This is a genomic window from Capnocytophaga sp. oral taxon 864 (genome assembly GCF_002998835.1).
Lineage (GTDB): Bacteria > Bacteroidota > Bacteroidia > Flavobacteriales > Flavobacteriaceae > Capnocytophaga > Capnocytophaga ochracea.
Genome location: NZ_CP027232.1, coordinates 2416302 through 2434988, shown reverse-complemented (window position 1 = coordinate 2434988; position 18687 = coordinate 2416302). Strand labels below are relative to the sequence as shown.

Below are 18687 nucleotides of genomic sequence, written 5' to 3'. Positions count from 1 at the left end.
GAACAAATAAAAAAGAGGTTATTAGAATACTATTCCAATAACCTCTTTTTTATTTTATATCTCTTATTTGTAACTGCAAACTTACTCTGCCATTCCACTGATTTTCTTCTATTGAATATACTATGCTGAAAGGTCTGCCAGAGGTTACTATGGGGAGTTTATGTGCTAAGCCAAAGCCTACTGCGTCGTAATACGAGGTAGTACCTACTTCTTTTAAGATGAGTTTTAAGTGTTCTTCATCTTTACCGATACGTTTGGCAAAGCCGGTATCTATTACGTTTTCGGCATAGAAAAGCGGAGGGAGATTTAGAGGACCGAAAGGCTCGAACTGTTTGAGTACGTTATACAACTTTTGGGTAAGTTTGCTCAATGGCAAAGCGGTATCTATAGAGAGTTTGGGAATACGAAGCGAAGAGTCTATAGTTTGCTTTACTACTTCTTCAAAGGCATTTTTGAAAAGCGGATACTGTTCAGGGCGCAAAGTGAGTCCGGCAGCGTATTTATGACCACCAAACTGCTCCAAATACTCACTGCATTGTTCCAAAGCTTCGTAAATATCAAATCCTTGTACCGAACGCGCTGAAGCAGCATACTTATTACCACTCTTAGTAAAGACTACCGTAGGACGATAATAATGCTCTATAAGGCGAGAGGCGACAATACCTATCACCCCTTTATGCCATTCTTCATTAAACACTACCGACGTATAGTGTTCTTGCTCGCCATTTGCCTCTATTTGGTTGAGAGCTTCGGCGGCGATACTGCTGTCCAGCTCTTTCCTATGTGTATTAAGTGCGTCTATCTCCTTAGCTTTAAGTACAGCTTGTTCTTCATCAGTTTCGGTGAGGAGAGCAACAGCGTATTTGCCGTGTTCTATACGTCCTGCTGCATTCACACGAGGTGCTGCTTTGAACACTACATCGGTTATGGTAATTTTACCTTGGTGCTCACCAAAAAGCGCTTTTACGCCTGCCGATGGATTATTATTGAGCACTTCCAAACCAAAGTACGTTAAGCAACGGTTTTCGCCGTCCATTGGTACGATATCGGCAGCAGTAGCAACGGCTACTAAGTCTAAAAGAGGGATGAGTTCGCTGAACGGGCGTTGTAAATACTCGTGATAAGCTTGGGCTAATTTAAAACCTAAGCCACAACCACAGAGTTCTTTATATGGGTAAGGACAATCAGCTTGCTGGGGGTCGAGCACGGCAATAGCATCGGGCACTTGTTCCGAAGGACGGTGGTGGTCGGCAATAATAAAATCAATGGCTTTTCCTTTGGCATATTCTACTTTATCAATGGCTTTGATACCGCAGTCGAGCGCAATGATGAGGGTACAACCTTGTGCCTCGGCATAGTCTATTCCTTGAAAAGAAATACCATAGCCTTCGGTATATCGGTCAGGGACGTAGGTGTGCAATTTAGAAGTGAAGTTGCTAAGATAGCGCTCCATTAAAGAAACGGCGCTAGTACCATCGACATCGTAATCACCATAGATAAGGATTGTTTCGTTACTTTTTAAGGCTCGATCTAAACGAGCAACGGCTTCTTTCATTCCTTTCATCAGGAAAGGATTATGTAATTGTGAGAGTGTAGGACGGAAGAAATCTTTTGCTTGCTGAAAGGTAGTCACACCTCGTTGTGCTAAAAGAATCGCCAAAGGCTCACTGATGTTGAGCTCTTGTTGCAAAGTAGCAACAATGGCTTGCGGTGGTAGTGGTTTAAAGTTCCAAGTGTAGTCCATTATTTAGGTAAGAGATAAGAGGTAAGAAAAAAACTTTGCCAAAGTGTGAAACTTTGGCAAAGTGTGTGATATTATTGCTTGTGTGGCTCGCACTTAGCCTAAGTATGTTTTTAGAATTTTACTACGGGAAGTGTGTTTAAGGCGACGTATTGCTTTTTCTTTGATTTGACGTACACGTTCGCGGGTGAGGTCGAAGGTTTCACCTATTTCTTCGAGGGTCATTGCGTGCTGGTCGGAAAGACCGAAATACAAACGAACTACATCGGCTTCGCGAGGGGTAAGCGTTTCGAGCGCACGCTCTATCTCGGTGCGCAAAGAATCTAATATTAAAGCTTTATCGGGGTTAGGTGACTCGTTACTGCGAATCACGTCGTAAAGGTTAGAGTCTTCTCCTTCTACCAAAGGCGCGTCCATAGAAATGTGGCGACCTGCATTCTTCATAGATTCCTTCACATCATTTACCGACATATCAAGTTCGCGTGCAATCTCTTCGGCTGAAGGTACGCGTTCATTGGCTTGCTCGAGGTAAGCATACATCTTGTTAATTTTGTTGATAGAACCTATTTTATTCAGCGGTAAGCGCACAATACGGGATTGTTCGGCTAAGGCTTGGAGAATAGATTGGCGAATCCACCATACGGCGTAGGAAATGAATTTGAATCCACGGGTTTCGTCGAAGCGTTGTGCTGCTTTAATGAGCCCTAAGTTTCCTTCGTTGATAAGGTCGGGCAGGGTAAGCCCTTGGTTTTGGTATTGTTTAGCTACTGATACCACGAAGCGCAAATTGGCTTTGGTGAGTTTTTCTAAGGCGGCTACATCGCCTGCCTTAATGCGTTGTGCCAATTCTACCTCTTCATCAGCAGTAATCAAATCTACACGACCAATCTCTTGCAAATACTTATCAAGAGACGCGGTTTCACGGTTGGTTACCTGTTTGGTAATTTTTAGTTGTCTCATTCAGAAAAAATCCTTAATTTTGTCGATTCTTATACGCATATTATACGTATGGTATTATAGAGATGTTACAAAATCTTTTAATTTTAACATTACTTTAACAGATGAAATATAGTTTTATTATCCCTATATACAATCGCCCTGAGGAACTTGACGAACTGCTAAACAGCCTTATATCACAAACTTACGAAGATGATTTTGAAGTAGTAGTGATAGAGGACGGCTCTACTATTACTTCAGAGCAGATATGTAAAAAATACCAAAACGATTTATCGATTACTTATCTTTCTAAGCCTAATACAGGTCCGGGCGACTCGCGCAATTACGGTATGCAACGCGCTCAGCACGATTATTTTCTCATTTTAGATTCCGATTGCATTTTGCCTTCTCATTATTTGGAAGCGGTAGATGACTTCTTGCAAGCCCATTATGTAGATTGTTTTGGGGGCTCGGATACTGCTACCGATGACTTTACCGATATTCAGAAAGCTATTAACTATACGATGACTTCTTTGCTGACTACGGGGGGCATTCGCGGTAGCCAAAAGCGTATTCAGCGGTTTGAACCTCGCAGTTTTAATATGGGTTTATCGCGTAAAGCTTTTGAGGCGACGGGAGGTTTTGGGAAAATACACCCTGGTGAAGACCCTGATTTGGTGATACGCCTTTGGGAAAAGGGTTTTGATTCGGCTTTTATTCCTACCGCTTTTGTGTTTCACAAACGGCGCATTTCGTGGGCGAAATTCCGTACCCAAGTGAGCAAATTTGGACAAACGCGGGCTATCCTTAACCATTGGCACCCGCAAACGCACAAGCTGACTTTTTGGTTGCCTACTTGCTTTGCCTTGGGACTTTGTGGTGCTATACTGTTAGCCTTTTTTGGACACATCGCTCCCTTGCTTGTATACGCTTCTTATTTTATATTGATAGGGTGGGACAGTGCCCGAGAGAACCGCAGTGTGAAGATAGGATTTTTATCGGTTTGGGCACTTCTGGTACAGTTTTTTAGTTATGGTTGGGGATTTCTCAGAGCAACATTAAAAATAGCTTTCGTTAAGAAACCAATCGAAACTCTTTTCCCGCATTTATTCTTTAAATAACCCCTTTTTTAGTAGTAGGGAGCTTATAGAAAGCTTATAGGAAGCTTATACGAATCTTGGACGATTGGTATAGGATAGCTATATAAAGATTTGATTTTCAAACTGCTATAAAGGGCATTTACACAGAAATAAAACGAAAGAAAACAGACCTCCTATTGGAGGTCTGTTGTTTGTAAGAAGGAGGTGTTTTATTTTAATATTGTTTTTTGCGCTACTCTCCTTCGCCTTCTCGGTATACGCTTTCTTCGCCTTTTAGGATTTGGAGATAGCTTTTGTAGCGCGACCAAGCGATTTCATCGCGGTCTAAGGCTGCTTTTACAGCGCATTGGGGTTCATCGGTGTGGAGACAATTATTGAACTTACATTGGTGTTTGAGAGCGAAAAACTCGGGAAAATAATCGGTGAGTTCTTCTTTTTCGATTTCTACCATACCAAAGCCTTTGATACCTGGAGTATCAATAATGCGTGCCCCAAAAGGCAAATCGAACATCTCGGCAAAAGTAGTAGTGTGCTGACCTTGCTGATGTTGCTGAGAAATTTCGGCAGTTTTGAGATGTAAATTGGGAGCTATGGCATTGATGAGGGTAGACTTGCCCGCACCAGAATGCCCTGATACCACGCAGGTTTTTCCTTCCATAGTAGCTTTTACCTTATCGATATTTTTGCCCGTAGTAGCCGAAATACCTATACATTCATAACCTGCCTTGCGGTATATTGAAGCGAGGTATTTCACTTCGGAGAGCTCGTCTTCTGTATAAGTATCTACTTTGTTGAAAAGCAATACGGTTTTGATGCCGTAGGCTTCGGCAGTTACCAAAAAACGGTCGATGAAAGTAGTAGAGGTAGGTGGATTGTTGAGGGTTATTACCAAGAAAGCGAGGTTGATATTGGAAGCGATGATATGAGTTTGCTTAGAGAGGTTTACCGATTTACGAATGATGTAGTTATCGCGTTCTTTTATCTCGGTAATGACGCCTCTGTTGCTCTCTTCCAAACGAAAGAGTACGCGGTCGCCCACGGCTATGGGATTTGTGTTCTTAATGCCTTTTAGGCGGAATTTGCCTTTGATGCGACACTCGTAGAACTGCTCCGTAGCGACGTCCTTCACTGTGTACCAGCTTCCTGTAGATTTATAGACTAACCCTTCCATTTATTATTCACTTTTCTCTTCTTTTTTCTCTTTCTCGGGAAATACATTGGCGTATACTACTTGACTGATACTCTTTACGGGGTTGTACAGAAGAGATTCACTCAAAGCCGAGGCTGAGAGCCACTTTTCGGTTTGAAAGGTACGCTCTAAAAACAAGAACATCGACCCTGCAATTACAGCCACTTTGAGTAAGCCAAACAAGGCTCCTGCTAAACGGTTCAGAAGACCGAGTTCGGCAATTTTGAGCATCTGGGTAAGGACTTTAGCTAAGAGCATTACCCCCAGCATTAATACAACGAGGGTAATACCAAATGCAAAAATCTCCAAGGTTTGCTTTTCGGCAGGTAGAATCTTGTCTAACAACGAGGCAGTAAAGAACGAAAAGTGTATCGCCCCATAGATACCTATCACAATAGCTAATAGTGATGCCATTTCGATGATAACCCCTCGCATAAAGCCACGTACAGCTCCGAAAGCCAGAATTACCAGTAATAAAATATCTATTTTATTCATTCATCAATTATATTTTTAGTAGTATCATTTTACGTATAAAATTCCTTTTTTGGTTTGTTGTTGTCCTTTAAAATAGTAGGTAACCACATAAAAATAAGTACCCGCTAAGCGTTTGCTACCTACCACTCCTTTTACGTTAGGGTAGCCTCTGAAATAGTCACCATTTTGCTGATAGTGGTTATTTTCGTACACTTTTAAGCCCATTTCATCAAAAATAAGTAATGAAATAGGGCGATCTTCATCGGCATTTTCTACCTTGAAATAGTTCTCGGGGTTAGTGGTTGAGACAGCATTATATATTATAAGTGCCGCAGAGGGTGATTTGGACGGGTCGGACGGATTAGGTTGCGGTTGTGGGTTGGGTTGAGGTTGTGGTTGAGGTTGGGGCTGGGGTTGGGGTTGAGGATTTTGAGCGTTAGGGTCAATAGTGATTACTTGTTCATAACGGTTTTCGTTATGAGCGCTATCTTCTACGAACCACACGTAGCGCACTATTTTTTTACCGTCTTTGTCTTCACTGCTTTGGCTAGATACTACTTGTAAAGCCCCATCACAATTATCGGTTGCAGTGAGGTTTTCTCTTACAGGTACATCGGCGTCGCTCTTTACGGTCATACTTGGGGGGTAAGACGAGAGTACTGGTTTTTGAGTGTCTTTGAGGAAAATTTGTTGGGTATAACGGATAGGCAAAGCTCCATCGGCATAGGCTATCCAAGAGCGAGTGAGTTTGTAGGACTTACGGTCACCTTCTCTAAACTCTTCTTCATAGTCTATGTGAATGTTATCGGCACCCTCTGCTTTTACTTCAGCTTTAGCAGGGATATCGCCTCTGCATTGTACGTGTTTATCCTCAGGAAGAGGAGCTACAAAACGCAAGGTTTTAGTAGGCGCTTCTTTTTCGTAATAGATAAATTGCTGTGCTGTAGCAGAATAGTTGCATTTATCTTTTGCTACCCATTTGCGCAATAAATAGGTAGTATGGTGTTCTTCTGAGAAAGTTACCTCAGCTTTTTTATTAGCACCACAATAATGAGATTCGGCGGTAACGTTAGGTTTTTCGGGAATAGCATTCTTTTTAACAGTTATCACAGGCTCAGGCAAATTTTTAAAGGTAATGTCAGGGCTGTGCATATCCAAAGTGCCTGGGGTGTCAGTGCTCACAGCATAGGCAATATGGTCTATTACTTCTATTTTAAAGAGTCCTTCTACAAAAAGATTATAATTTTTCCACCCTTTGGCTTGTGTAGGAAAAATGACCGTAGCTTGTCCGTTGTTAGGTATTCTATCAGCTAATACATATTTGTAGGTCTTGCCGTTATCCTCAGAGAAGAGTATACGCACTTTGCTATCGTTGCCAAAAATATTTTTATCTACACTCCAATTAATGGTAACTTCTTTACCACGTTTGTATTTTCCCGCACTACTCTTGCTTACAGAAGTAATCTTGAAAGGCGTTCCCTCTACTATATTTACTTTGGTTTCATAGACATCATAGAGCGCTACGTGAGGTTTTCCGTTTTTGTAAGCTCCTATTTTACCGTCGCATACGCCTAACCAAAAGGTAAAAACTCCGGTTTCTTTTTTATCTGTGAACTTATAAGGAACAGGTTCCCATTCATTGTATCCATTTTTTCTATAGGGTTGATAGAACTCTATATGGTTGCTCTCGGTAGGACGGTTAGAAGGGAAACGCGCTTTGCCAAATTGATTAAAATCGGCTTGATGTGCCATATAGAGAAGGGGGTCGCCATCGGGGTCGGTTGCTTCTATATTGAATTGAAAGTAAGTGTTAGGGGGCAGTTTGTATTCCTTCTTTAATGTAGAACGTTGGATCACGGGGGCACGGTTAGTAGAAACTTCACCGTAAGGGATATTGTCCTGTGGCAAGCCTACCAACTGAGTACGAGCTTTATCGCTATAATAAGCATCGTGCAAATTGGTACGGTTGCGGATGGTGTATATAGACGGAAGAGAGAAATAAGTGCCATTAGGGTCGTTGATGTAACTCATAATAGAGTTCCCTCTATCGGGCTCGGTATGAGAAGAAGCTGTTGCCCCTCCTATGGTAAAAGTGTGTGCGGAGCCTAATAAGTGTCCTAATTCGTGAAGGATGATATAAAACTCGTGATTGGCGATACAGCCTCCTTTTAGCTTTCCTGTAATTTCACCCAAATGCGCCAAACCACGGTTATCACTGTATATAGAAAAGACAATACCTGCATCGTAATTCTCTTCGCCTATAAGATTATTAAAATCTGAAGTCGCTCTATTCAATACCTCTCTCACCACAGGGTGATCGTATATTTCTTTGTCTTTAGTAGTGATGATAAGACGAGGGTCATTCACCAAAGCAAATTGACAGCCAATCTCTCTACCGCATACCTCGTTGAGCCCTGCCTCTACTTTTGTCATAAATTCTTTTACCTTATTTATATCACCATAACAACGTTCCTTGTAAAAACTGTAATCGATGAGCATTGCCAAACGATAGGTTCTGAGTACATTGGTATTGTAAAGCACTCTTTTGTCGTCTGACGGAAGTGCCTCTTCGCGCAAAATTGCTCCACGTGCAGTCATTGCATTAGTAGGTACTATTTGCATAGGTAGTCTTTGGGAAGTGGGCGTTGTAGCTTGAGAACATTGCCCATCGGCGCAAGTGCCACAAGTGAAGTGTTCTTTATCGGTAGTAACTTTCAGTATCCCGTTTTCAGTGTTGATGAAATAAGAATGACCATCGTGCCATACTTCACCTGATAGGGTATTTTTATTCATTGAGAGCGTTCCTGCAAAATTGCCATTGTGATAGGCAACGAAAGTGCGGAAACCTTCTTGAGCAAGGCTATTGGGGCGTGCTTGCCAGTTGAGCGATATAGATTTTCCTTCGATAGGAACATTCCATTGTACTGAGGTGTTTGTACCAAAAAGGCGTATCACCTCAGTAGCTTTTTGTTGTGCATTTATGGTTCCTGCTACGAAGAACCAGAGTAGTAAAAGTCGTGATATTTTCATTTGTTGTTAGTTATTAGTCGTTAGTATTAGTTAACAGGTAAGAATTCCTATTATCTTACATATAGGAATCCTTTCTTTTCTTCTAAGTTACCATCTTTATAATAAATAACTATATAGAAATAAGTACCTGCAAGAGGTTTGTTACTTATAGTTTTTAGATTAGAGTAGCCCCTAAACACTTCACCGTTTTTGCCGTAATAATTGTTCTCGTATACTTTGAGTCCCATTTCATCGAAGATGAGCACCGAGATAGGGCGATCTTCGTCAGCATTTTCTATTTTAAAATAGTTCTCGGGGTTAGTGGTTGAGACAGCATTGTATATAATTGCTGTTGCATTAGGTAATATTGATGAGTCAGAAGAGTCTGACGGACTGGGTTGTGGTTGAGGGTTGGGCTGAGGGTTGGGCTGAGGTTCTGGTTCTGGCGTAGTTTCAGGTTTTGTAGAGTCTTTTTGTATCATAAAACCTCCTACGTGATAAGGCTTTGTACAAGACAATGCATAAGCCAAGCCATCAATCACTTCTATTTTGATGATGCCTTGTCCTCTTTGTTTGCCAAAATGTCCGCGAGTAGTACCTACGGATATATTGGGAAGCTCTACTTGGCAAGTGCCATTATTAGCTACTTCTTTTTTCAATACATACTTATAGGTTTTACCAGAGTCGGTTGAAAGAAGGATACGTACCTTACTATCTTTGGTAAAAATAGCCTCGTCTACCTGCCAATGAAGCAAAATTGTCTGACCTCCTTTGTAGGTCTTGTTCTGCTCCCAACTACCATTGTCGAAATTTTGTATTTCAAAAGGTTTACCTTTGACTATTTTCACTTGTACCTCTTCTACATCGTATTTCACTACGTGGTTGCTATTGTCTTTGTTATGATCGGCGGCAGCTAACCAAAAGGTGAAAGTACCTTTTTTGTAAGAATCGGCAGCTCCTATAGGTACAAAGGTATTGCGCTCACTCTCAAACCAAGTGGTTTCAAAGCATATATTACCATCAGATTTTCCTTTGTAGGTCATAAAACGAGCGTTAGATTTGGTAGAGTGAAAACGCCTATCAGCGGGGTGAGCTATATAAGTAAGCGCATCGCCTTCGGGGTCGGTAGCGTTCAGGTAGAATTGGAAATATGTTTCTTCAGGGATAGTATAGGTTTTCTTAATGTGCGTTCTATCAAGCACTGGGGGGCGGTTGTTACTCTTTACTCCATAAACAAGATTAGAGCCTGTTCCCTCTACACGCTTGCCTGCCTCTTGGGTACGTGCTTCATCGGCGTAATAAGCCATAGAGTTACCCAAGAATTTGCGTATTTCTTGCAGACTTATAAGCGAAAAGAAATCGCGAGGGTGCTCGTGACCGTAACTCATAATCGATTGACCCGAGCCAGTTTCAGTTTTGCTAGAATACTGTCCTCCGTTAGAAAATGTATGGTCTGCACCAAACATATGTCCTATTTCGTGGGCAATGGTAGAAGGCTTTATGGGGCGTGCTGCCGCATTGGCTTTTTGGTGTTGTTCATAAGCCGCATAAACCGCTGCTAAACCGTTGTAGTTCTCGCGATAATCGGTGATAATCACCGCTATATCGTATTTGTTTTTATCGTAACGTTTGTTGAGAGTGATAGTACCGTCATTCACCACATCATTAGCAGGAGTTCCTCGGCGGAACATTTCTTTTTCGGGGGTAGTGATGATAAGCGCTTCATCGTCTACTAAGGTGAAATCTACACCTACATCATTCCGATATAACTCATTCAAAAAGGTAATAGTAGCATACCAAAACGTTTTGATTTTATTTATCTCTCTATTGAAACGCTTAGAGTTGTAATAACTATAATCTACTGGTATTGCCAAGCGGTAATGTCTAAACACCCCATCAGTGTGAATGAGCGCTTTAGGATAAAGTGAATTGTAAATCTCTGGTTGCTCGATAGGAGGGTCATTCTTATCTTCATCGCTTTCGGGAAAGAAATTGCGTGCACTGAGTGCTTGTTTTCCCAAAGAACTCGCACCACAATCGTGCTCATCGGTTACTGCCTCAACAGTAAGCATTCCTTGGGGGGAAGTACCCAACACATAGGAGTTTCCTCTGTAAAACACTTCACCGCTTAACTGCTGTTTGTCAAAGCTGATGACGCCCATAAAATGGTCTTGGTAGTAGCCTACAAACGAGCGAAATTCCTTAGAAGTAGTTCGCGCTTGCCATTGTACGAGCATAGAAGGTGAGTTAGGAATAGGGGGTGCCCATTCTACAGAAGGTTTTTCAGCAAAAAGAGCTATAACACTTTGGATATTAGTTTGTGCATTGGCTACCTCTATGCTTAGGCATAGCCAAAGTAAGTAGCGTAGTATATGTTTCATTAGTTTGGCTTAAAAAAACGGCGCAAAGGTACAAAACAATTAACAAATAGCAAGCAAAATTTAACAAGTTATCTTACATATAGGAATCCCTTTTTTGTTTCTTGCTGTCCTTTGAAATAGTAGGTAACCACATAGAAATAAGTACCTGCTAAGCGTTTGCTACCTATCACTCCTCTTACATTAGGATAGCCTCTAAAATATTCACCTTTTTGTTGATAATGGTTACTTTCATATACTTTTAAGCCCATTTCATCAAAAATAAGTAAGGTAATAGGTCGGTTTTCATCTGTATTTTCTATTCTGAAATAGTTATCAGAGCCTTTTTCAGTAGAAACGGCATTGTAAATCACTACTTCTTTAACAGAAGGTACTATTGGCGGTGTAGGTGGTTGTGGTATTACTGGGGTAATGATAATGGTTTGCGTATACACTCTTTCGTTGCCACACACATCACGCGCTACCCACTTATAAACGACTTTAGAGAGCTTTCCGTTAGTGAGGGTTTCTTCTTTTGGAGACATTGTAACGGTAGGTTGTCCTGCACAAGTATCTTCTGCTGAAATACTCTGTTGTTGAGGGACAGGTGTCCCTTCTTTAATCGTGAGGTCTTGAGGTAAAGTCCCTACAAAAGTAGGTGGAGTGGTATCGGCTACGGCAATGCGCTGGGTATGGGTAAGAGTTGTGCAACCATCGGAAGCGGTAAAAGTACGCTCTAACGTGAAGTTGTTGAGGCATCGCTTGTTGAGTTCTTTATCGGCGCGAGTAATCACTACCTTAGCACAGCCTCCTTGTGTTGTAGGGGTTTGCACAGCTGGAATAGCTTTGGCACAATCAACGGTTATATTGTTAGGAAGTGTTGCCCAAGTGAGAGGTATAGGAGTTGTTTTAGGTACAATGGTAATAATTTGCTGGTGGGTAGTAACATTGCCACAAGCATCTTTAGCTTCCCACATATAGATAAGCTGAGAGACTTTCCCATTAGTTTTTACTTCTTTATGAGAAGGCGTAACAGTAGCGGTGCCACAATTATCAGTAGCGGTGAGCGTTACTTGGGTAGGGATTGTTTCACCTTCTTTAATACTCATATTTTGGGGTAAAGCCTCTACAAAAGTGGGGCGAGTTTTATCTATTACGTTAATAGTTTGAGTATAAGTAAGCGTTTGGTTACAAGTGTCGGTAGCTATAAAAATGCGTTTGAGAGTATAAGTATAGTCACAATTACCTTTGATGCGTTCTTCTTTTCGAAGAGTAACCACAGGAGTACAACCACCTGTAACTGTAGGCAATACTACCGCTGGAATAGATTGTTCACAAGAAAGGGTAAGATGATTAGGAAGTGATGCCCAAAGGAGAGGTTCGGGAAGGGCTGAATTCTTTTCAATGGTAAAACCACCGCTTTTAGGGTTGTAGTTAGTAAGGTCAAAGGCTAAACCATCGATTACTTCTACTTTTAAGACGGCTTGAGTAGTGCTGATATTAGGCAAGGTAATTTCTTTACTGCCGTTGTTATCAGTTTCTGCTACTACCATATGTTTAAACGTCTTACCTAAATCATCTGAGAGCAGGATACGCACTTTGGTGTCTTTGAAAATAGTATTATCTACGTTCCAACTAAGGGTGAGTTGAGCGCCTCCTTTGTATTCGTTTTTTGGGGTAGTCGTAATTTTGAAGGGGATACCGTCTTTTACCGTTACTTTGGTTTCAGCCAAATCGTATTGTACTATATAGTCGGCTGACGGTTGGAGTGGGGCATCGCTCACTCCCAACCAAAAGGTAAAAGTACCCGTAGTTTGTTGTGCTAAGCCACTATTGGCTATTACACTACCTGAGTCTTTGTGATACTCTGTTTTAATAGTTACAGGGTTAGCTGGAGTAGGTTTGTAGATAATGTATTGCGTTATAGGGGATTCAGCACCATTGCGCACATCGTGTTGGTTTACGGCGTATAGCAGTTCTGCACTATCGGGGTCGATAGCAGGAATATAGAATTGAAAGAAAGTACCCTTGGGAATCGTATAATGACTTTTAATCTTGCTGTGGTCTATGCGAGGAGCTTGAGTAGTGAAAGTCTTGTCGTGAGCTTTCACGGGTACTTTCGTCAATAGTTCCCGTATGCGCTGAATGCTCGACAGCGAGAAGAAATCACGCGGACTGCCATAGCTCATCACCGAAGTACCTCTGTCATACTCTGTCTTTTCACTATCGTAGGCTTCTGAGCCCTTATAGCTACCAAAAGTATGTTTACCACCGAATAAGTGTCCGATTTCGTGAGCTATGACTTCTTTGGTAAGTACTGCTACTGCATCAGCTTTGGTATTAGCCTGATAAACACCTTTAAGATAAGCCAATCCTCTTACTCCTTTTTTTAAGGAAGCGGTATATGCAAGAGAGATACCCACGTCATAACTGTTTTCTCCTATAAGTCCGTTGATAACCTTTGTTGAATGATCCTTAACGTAATCGGCATTGCGAAAGCTTGCAAAAGTCTCTTTGTTTTCGTCTTTGATGATGAGACGCTCATCGTTTACTAATTCAAAACGCACTCCCAAATCGCGTATGTACACTTCATTTAGGAAGTTTTCAGTATCTGCCCAAAACGTTTTTACTTTTTGTATGTTTTTCTCTAAGTGTTCTGTGCTGAAGGTGCTATAAGGGATATGCATCGCCAAACGGTATATTCTTAGTGTTTGTGTGTTGGCAATGGTAGGAGTGGTTTCTTCGGCTAATATTGTAGGACGTGCTGTCGAAGGGCTTGGGTGCGAATGAGGCGTATCGGTAGTGCCACATCGGAAATCTTTATTAGGCGAAAAGACCAATTGTCCTTTTTGCACATTTATCTCAAACGATGCATCTCGGTAGTGAAAACTCCCCGACACGCTCTGTCCTCCTACCGAAAGGGTCGCTACAAAATTGTCTTGGTAGTAACCCACAAAAGAGCGAATTCCCTCTGAGGCAAGAGAGGTTTTGCGCTCCTGCCACTCAATGGCAATACCCTGTTGTGCCGATACTGCTTTTAGCCATTTATCTGCCTCGCTCTGTGCTTTCCCAAAGAACACACACCCTATTAGCAATCCTATTGTAATGATGTTCTTCATAAGTTTAAATTCAGTATTTTATCCATAGCATTAGTATCATCTTTGCATCACAAACTTTTGCCAAAATTTGAACTTTGGCAAAGTTGAAAAAGTCACAGGAGAGAGGTTACTTAAAGCAATCTTGGAGCAACTATTAACCATTAATGATTCATCATTATAATAAGACTTGTCTTACCTGCTACTTCCAAAGTATCCCCTAAAACAATCTCTTTCCCCGAGATGATATCTCTCCCCCTCAAAAATCCCGCCAAACTCTCGGCAAAGCGGTTTAGGTGGAGCGTTTGGCTCTTTTCGCTGTTGTTGAGCACTACCATTACAGTCTCGGTATCGTTGTAACGGAAATAAACATACACTTCATTTTCAGGTAAGTATTGCTTGGTCTTCCCGTAGTGAATTACGGCTTTGTCCTTACGCCAATTGAAGAGTTTAGCCGTAAAATCGTAATACTCTTTCTGAGTAGCCGTACGCCCCGAAGCGCTAAAAGCGTTCTGCGTATCGCCTGCCCAGCCTCCAGGGAAATCTTGTCGTATATCTCCATCGCCCTTACTCTTGTCGCCTGCCATTGCTATCTCACTACCGTAATACAATTGCGGAATACCACGTGCCGTTGCTAGCAAGGTAATAATCATCTTATAATCCTCTATCTTAGGATATACGTGATTGATACGTGCCGTATCGTGATTTTCTGCAAAGATGAGCAGATTGTTGATGTCTTTATACAGAAAGTCGTTCGCAAAGTTGTCGTAGAGTTGCATCATCCCTTTGTCCCACGAAGGTGTGGTACGGAAAGCCTCACCTATTGCACCGAAGAGCGGGAAGTCCATTACCGTAGGCAAGTAAGTGTTATAGCTTTGTATCGCACTAATAGGGCTATCCTTTTGCCAATACGACACTTGTGCGCTTTGAGTAAGCCATACCTCGCCCATAATGTTGAAATAAGGATATTCATCAGTAATAGCTTTCGTCCATTGGGCAATGCCTGCTTTGTCGTTATACGGATAAGTATCCACACGCAAACCGTCGAGGTCGGCGTATTCTATCCACCAAATCGCGTTCTGGGTGAGGTAGTTTAGTACCAATGGGTTCGCTTGATTGAGGTCAGACAAAGAGCGTGCAAACCAACCTTTTTCGCAGTACTTTTTGTCCCATTCCGAGGCATTGCTGTCCATCTGAGTAGTTATCCTAAAAGAGCTCTGTCCATAACCAGGAAATTGGTGTAACCAGTTGTAGCAAGGCAGGTCTTTCAGCATCCAATGCTGACTGCCCCAGTGGTTGGTTACATAATCTTTGATGAGCTTCATACCGCGCTTGTGCAAAGCCGCTGAGAGCTGTCGGTACTCTTCATTCGTACCATAACGCGGGTCTATTTTGTACACATCGGTTTGGGCATAAGTGTGATAAGAATGTTGTGGTTCGTTGTCCTCACATAAGGGCGTACTCCATATAGCCGTAGCTCCTAAGGATTGTATATAATCCAAATGGTCGATAATCCCCTGAATGTCCCCCCGTGACGACCGAAAGAATCTGAGCGGTTGAGCTTATCAGTAAGTGCGGGGTGCGAATCGTTGTCGGGTTTACCATTAGCAAAGCGGTCGGGCATAATCAGGTAAATCATATCACTGCTGTCGAAACTCTTGCGGTAAGCCGAGCCCTCACGACGCGCTTTTAATTCGTAGCGAACACTGCCCACTTTCTTTTTCTTTTGCAATAGCGAAATGGTATAGTTGCCCGCTTTTTTATCTTTGGTATCGACGGTTACAAACAGATAGTTAGGGTTTTCTGTTTTCAGTATGTTTACAATAGGCAACTCGCTCTCCACATTGTACTGAGCGATGTTTTTGCCATAGAGCAATACCTGCACTTGGCTGTAGTGCATTCCTTCCCACCAAAAAGGCGGTTCTACACGCTGAATCTGAGCGTGAGTCATTCCAAAAGTAAATAATCCCATAAGGGTAATAATGTATTTCATAGTGCAAGTTACACGGATGTTTATTCGCGCAAAGATAAGCATTTCTTTTTAAATAACAATGAAAAATAGTAGTTAATTATTTTAGGTCGGACAAGTTCGACCCCACAGAACGAGAGATACAGTTGATAGTAACAACATTGTAAGTTCTATTAGTATTCTATTAATCTTTGGTTAGTCTCCACTGTAGAGCCACTGTAGAGCCACTGTAGACCCACTGTAGACCCACTGTAGACCCACTGTAGACCCACTATAAAGCCATCATAGTTTCGTTTAAAGTCTATCAAACATCTCACCCCTATTCAATTGTCAATTATCAATTGTGAATTATTAATTGTTTTGTAACTTTGCCCCGTTAATTATATATCACTATGAAAATCGTTATCTCTCCCGCCAAAACCATTAACGAAACATCAGCCCTACCTACTACCGTACACTCTTCGGCTATTTTCCCAAAGGAAATTGGCGAGGTAAGCACTGCCCTTAAAGCACTCTCTCCAAAGCAACTTATAAACCTGATGCATATCTCCCAAAAGCTCGCCGACCTGAATTGGCAACGACACCAACAGCTCTCATTGCCTTTTACCCCACAAAATGCGCGTCCGGCGCTCTTTGCTTACAATGGCGATGTGTATGAGGGACTCGATGCTTATTCACTCTCCGAAACGCAAATTGACAAGTTACAAAGGTCTTTGCGTATTCTCTCGGGGTTGTACGGACTGCTTAAACCCTTAGACCTTATCGCGCCTTATCGGTTGGAAATGAGCATCAAACTACCGGTAGGGAAGGCTACAAATCTATATGCTTTTTGGAAAGACAAAATCACTCAGGCATTGAACGACGAATTGCAAGAAGGAGAATTGTTTATCAATCTTGCCAGTGAAGAATATTTTAAAGCAATTGATACCACAAAGCTAAAAGTGCTCGTGATTACACCTATCTTCAAAGATTATAAGGAAGATACGCTGAAAGTCGTTAGTTTTTATGCGAAGAAAGCACGGGGTCGTATGGTGCGTTTTTTAGCAGAAAACGAGATTCGCTCAGTAGAAGATTTGAAAGGGTTTAACACTGATGGATATGCGTTTTCAGAAAAGTTCTCGAAAGGAAATACACTTGTTTTTATTAGATAAAAAACTTTGCCAAAGGTTCTAATTGCACGTCGTGCTACAACCTTTGGCAAAGTGTATGATATCAATCATTTTTGGGGAATATTGATAATAGTAAGTCTTCTCAATAATTTATTAGGGTCTTCTTTAGCATTTATAGCTCCTATAATCCAAATTTTTGACAATTCTTCTACAATAAGAAAATAAATACCAAAGTGAAATCTTTTGGTAAAGCAAACCCGCACTTGTTCTATTTCTTTTCTAAAAGAAAAAGGGCGACTTTTTATTTCTTGTATATAGCTATAAATCTCCTCATATACTTCAAATCCTAAATTTTCTCTTATTTTATTGTAGTAAACTACAATTTCTTCCAAGTCTATTTCGGCTTGACGATGAATCATTAGCTCAAAATCCATATCTTGCTCTCATTTTTTTATCAAATTCATCAAAAGCCCTTCCTGCTTGTTCAGGATTTTCTGTAATTTCATTAGCTCGTTTCAAAAGCACTTGCAAATACTCATTAGAAGTCTCACTATCTGAAATATTATAGTCAAAATCTATATTTTTCTCTTCTAAAAACGAAGTTAGCACTGCTTTTTGGGTTTCATCTTTTGGATATACTAATACACACATAATTATTCTTTTTTTGCAAAGGTATAAAAATTAATTGAAAAATCAGCTAATTTGTAAATTAATCACCAGTCCTTCGTTACCTCGCACATTAAAGACGGTGTTGTCGCTAAAAATAAGGTATTGCCCTTTGATGCCCATTAGTTTACCACTATAAGTAGGGGTTTGCACCAGTTGCAGAGAGCGCACTTGGGTAGGGTATTTTTCTACGGGAAAATGAATGTGCAAAGGGGTGATATCTTCGGTGATGTAAGGTTGTACTTGGTCGGGTACAAAGTCGCGCACCTCTAATTTTACTCGCAATAAATCTACGGGAGTGATTTGGTTGGTGAGCATTTTGCGCCAATTAGTTTTATCGGCTATATGAGCTTTAAGAGCGACTTCGGCAATGCCTGCCAAATAGCGATTGGGTACTTCGGCAAGTATAAGGGCTTCGTGCGCCCCTTGGTCGATCCAGCGTGTTGGAGCTTGTGATTTGCGTGTTACCCCCACTTTTACGTCGCTGGAATTGGCAAGATACACATAATGCGGTTGCAACTGCATTTGTTGCTCATAACCCAAATCGCGCTCTTCGATGTTTAAATGCGCTTTGCTAAGTTCGGGGTGCATCACCCAATCGGCGGTTTGAGGGACTTCAAAAAAGCACTCTTTGCAATAACCCTGACGGAAAATAGGCTTGTTTTCCCCACAATTCATACACTGAAAGCGCACAAATTGGAGCGTTATCTCCTTTCCGATGAGTTGGTTCATCAGCACAAAATCGCCTTCCATTGGCAAGTAATATCGTATAGGGTCTGCCCATTCGGTAAGCATTTTCTGAAGTACTCCTTGAAACATAGTTTTAACAGTGAAATGAGGGGACAAAGATACAAAAAAAAGTCGTAACACAACAAGCAAAACGATTAGCAAATAGAGCAAACACACAAAATTAAGAGTTAATGTCCGTTCAATATATAATTCTGATTTACAGTTTCTTTTTACAGTATACTTCTGTAAAATCTGTGCGAGACTTTTTGTAGCGAAGCTACCTTTTTTCCTCTCCGCTGGTGCGTTTCTTATA

At 41.4% G+C, this 18687-nt stretch carries 12 protein-coding genes and 1 pseudogene; 2 read left to right on the top strand and 11 right to left on the bottom strand.

What is annotated here, in order from left to right; all coding sequences use genetic code 11:
- Positions 1-49: 49 nt before the first annotated feature.
- Both recJ and C3V44_RS10900 read right to left on the bottom strand, forming a co-directional pair.
- Positions 50-1744: a single-stranded-DNA-specific exonuclease RecJ gene (gene recJ / locus C3V44_RS10905; RefSeq protein WP_106096475.1), complete on the bottom strand. Its 1695-nt coding sequence runs from the start codon at positions 1742-1744 to the stop codon at positions 50-52.
- Positions 1745-1837: 93 nt separating this feature from the next.
- Entirely contained in the window at positions 1838-2701 is an 864-nt protein-coding gene (locus tag C3V44_RS10900) for an RNA polymerase sigma factor RpoD/SigA (protein ID WP_002673542.1), read from the bottom strand.
- A gap of 101 nt (positions 2702-2802) precedes the next feature.
- Here C3V44_RS10900 and C3V44_RS10895 point away from each other — a divergent pair, with 101 nt between their 5' ends.
- Positions 2803-3798, top strand: a complete 996-nt coding sequence (locus C3V44_RS10895; RefSeq protein WP_106096474.1) for a glycosyltransferase family 2 protein — start codon at positions 2803-2805, stop codon at positions 3796-3798.
- Positions 3799-4009: 211 nt separating this feature from the next.
- On the opposite strand, the gene rsgA is transcribed toward C3V44_RS10895, so the two are convergent.
- The 6 genes and pseudogenes from rsgA to C3V44_RS10865 form a co-directional block, all read right to left on the bottom strand.
- Positions 4010-4948 carry a ribosome small subunit-dependent GTPase A gene (rsgA, locus tag C3V44_RS10890; protein ID WP_106096473.1) on the bottom strand — a complete coding sequence of 313 codons (939 nt, stop codon included), beginning with the start codon at positions 4946-4948 and terminating at the stop codon, positions 4010-4012.
- A 3-nt stretch (positions 4949-4951) separates the two neighbouring features.
- On the bottom strand, positions 4952-5461 hold the full coding sequence (locus C3V44_RS10885; RefSeq protein ID WP_106096472.1) for a CvpA family protein: 510 nt from the start codon (positions 5459-5461) through the stop codon (positions 4952-4954).
- Between the two features lie 24 nt (positions 5462-5485).
- On the bottom strand, positions 5486-8470 hold the full coding sequence (locus C3V44_RS10880) for a reprolysin-like metallopeptidase (RefSeq protein ID WP_106096471.1): 2985 nt from the start codon (positions 8468-8470) through the stop codon (positions 5486-5488).
- A 50-nt stretch (positions 8471-8520) separates the two neighbouring features.
- A complete protein-coding gene (locus C3V44_RS10875) occupies positions 8521-10830 on the bottom strand; it encodes a reprolysin-like metallopeptidase (protein ID WP_106096470.1) in 2310 nt (769 codons plus the stop codon).
- A 68-nt stretch (positions 10831-10898) separates the two neighbouring features.
- Positions 10899-13925, bottom strand: a complete 3027-nt coding sequence (locus C3V44_RS10870) for a reprolysin-like metallopeptidase (protein ID WP_106096469.1) — start codon at positions 13923-13925, stop codon at positions 10899-10901.
- Between the two features lie 140 nt (positions 13926-14065).
- Positions 14066-15936: pseudogene (locus C3V44_RS10865) on the bottom strand (glycoside hydrolase family 13 protein).
- Between the two features lie 326 nt (positions 15937-16262).
- Here C3V44_RS10865 and yaaA point away from each other — a divergent pair.
- Positions 16263-17021, top strand: a complete 759-nt coding sequence (gene yaaA, locus C3V44_RS10860) for a peroxide stress protein YaaA (protein ID WP_106096468.1) — start codon at positions 16263-16265, stop codon at positions 17019-17021.
- Between the two features lie 65 nt (positions 17022-17086).
- Here the strand turns inward: yaaA and C3V44_RS10855 are convergent, their stop codons facing one another.
- From C3V44_RS10855 to C3V44_RS10845, 3 genes are read right to left on the bottom strand one after another with little or no spacing between them, the layout of a single operon-like run.
- The gene (locus tag C3V44_RS10855; RefSeq protein WP_009421892.1) at positions 17087-17413 is read right to left on the bottom strand and encodes a hypothetical protein; all 327 of its coding nucleotides are present in this window, start codon (positions 17411-17413) and stop codon (positions 17087-17089) included.
- The gene (locus C3V44_RS10850) at positions 17403-17630 is read right to left on the bottom strand and encodes a hypothetical protein (RefSeq protein WP_009421903.1); all 228 of its coding nucleotides are present in this window, start codon (positions 17628-17630) and stop codon (positions 17403-17405) included. Before C3V44_RS10850 ends, C3V44_RS10855 begins: the two co-directional genes overlap by 11 nt.
- 42 nt (positions 17631-17672) lie before the next feature.
- Complete coding sequence (locus tag C3V44_RS10845) at positions 17673-18464, bottom strand: DUF2797 domain-containing protein (protein WP_106096467.1); 792 nt, start codon at positions 18462-18464, stop codon at positions 17673-17675.
- Positions 18465-18687: the final 223 nt, after the last annotated feature.

Excerpts from the sequence above, each read along its gene's own strand:
- recJ (WP_106096475.1), bottom strand. The coding sequence starts at position 1,744 with ATGGACTACACTTGGAACTTTAAACCACTACCACCGCAAGCCATTGTT.
- C3V44_RS10900 (WP_002673542.1), bottom strand. The coding sequence starts at position 2,701 with ATGAGACAACTAAAAATTACCAAACAGGTAACCAACCGTGAAACCGCG.
- C3V44_RS10895 (WP_106096474.1), top strand. The coding sequence starts at position 2,803 with ATGAAATATAGTTTTATTATCCCTATATACAATCGCCCTGAGGAACTT.
- rsgA (WP_106096473.1), bottom strand. The coding sequence starts at position 4,948 with ATGGAAGGGTTAGTCTATAAATCTACAGGAAGCTGGTACACAGTGAAG.
- C3V44_RS10885 (WP_106096472.1), bottom strand. The coding sequence starts at position 5,461 with ATGAATAAAATAGATATTTTATTACTGGTAATTCTGGCTTTCGGAGCT.
- C3V44_RS10880 (WP_106096471.1), bottom strand. The coding sequence starts at position 8,470 with ATGAAAATATCACGACTTTTACTACTCTGGTTCTTCGTAGCAGGAACC.
- C3V44_RS10875 (WP_106096470.1), bottom strand. The coding sequence starts at position 10,830 with ATGAAACATATACTACGCTACTTACTTTGGCTATGCCTAAGCATAGAG.
- C3V44_RS10870 (WP_106096469.1), bottom strand. The coding sequence starts at position 13,925 with ATGAAGAACATCATTACAATAGGATTGCTAATAGGGTGTGTGTTCTTT.
- yaaA (WP_106096468.1), top strand. The coding sequence starts at position 16,263 with ATGAAAATCGTTATCTCTCCCGCCAAAACCATTAACGAAACATCAGCC.
- C3V44_RS10855 (WP_009421892.1), bottom strand. The coding sequence starts at position 17,413 with ATGGATTTTGAGCTAATGATTCATCGTCAAGCCGAAATAGACTTGGAA.
- C3V44_RS10850 (WP_009421903.1), bottom strand. The coding sequence starts at position 17,630 with ATGTGTGTATTAGTATATCCAAAAGATGAAACCCAAAAAGCAGTGCTA.
- C3V44_RS10845 (WP_106096467.1), bottom strand. The coding sequence starts at position 18,464 with ATGTTTCAAGGAGTACTTCAGAAAATGCTTACCGAATGGGCAGACCCT.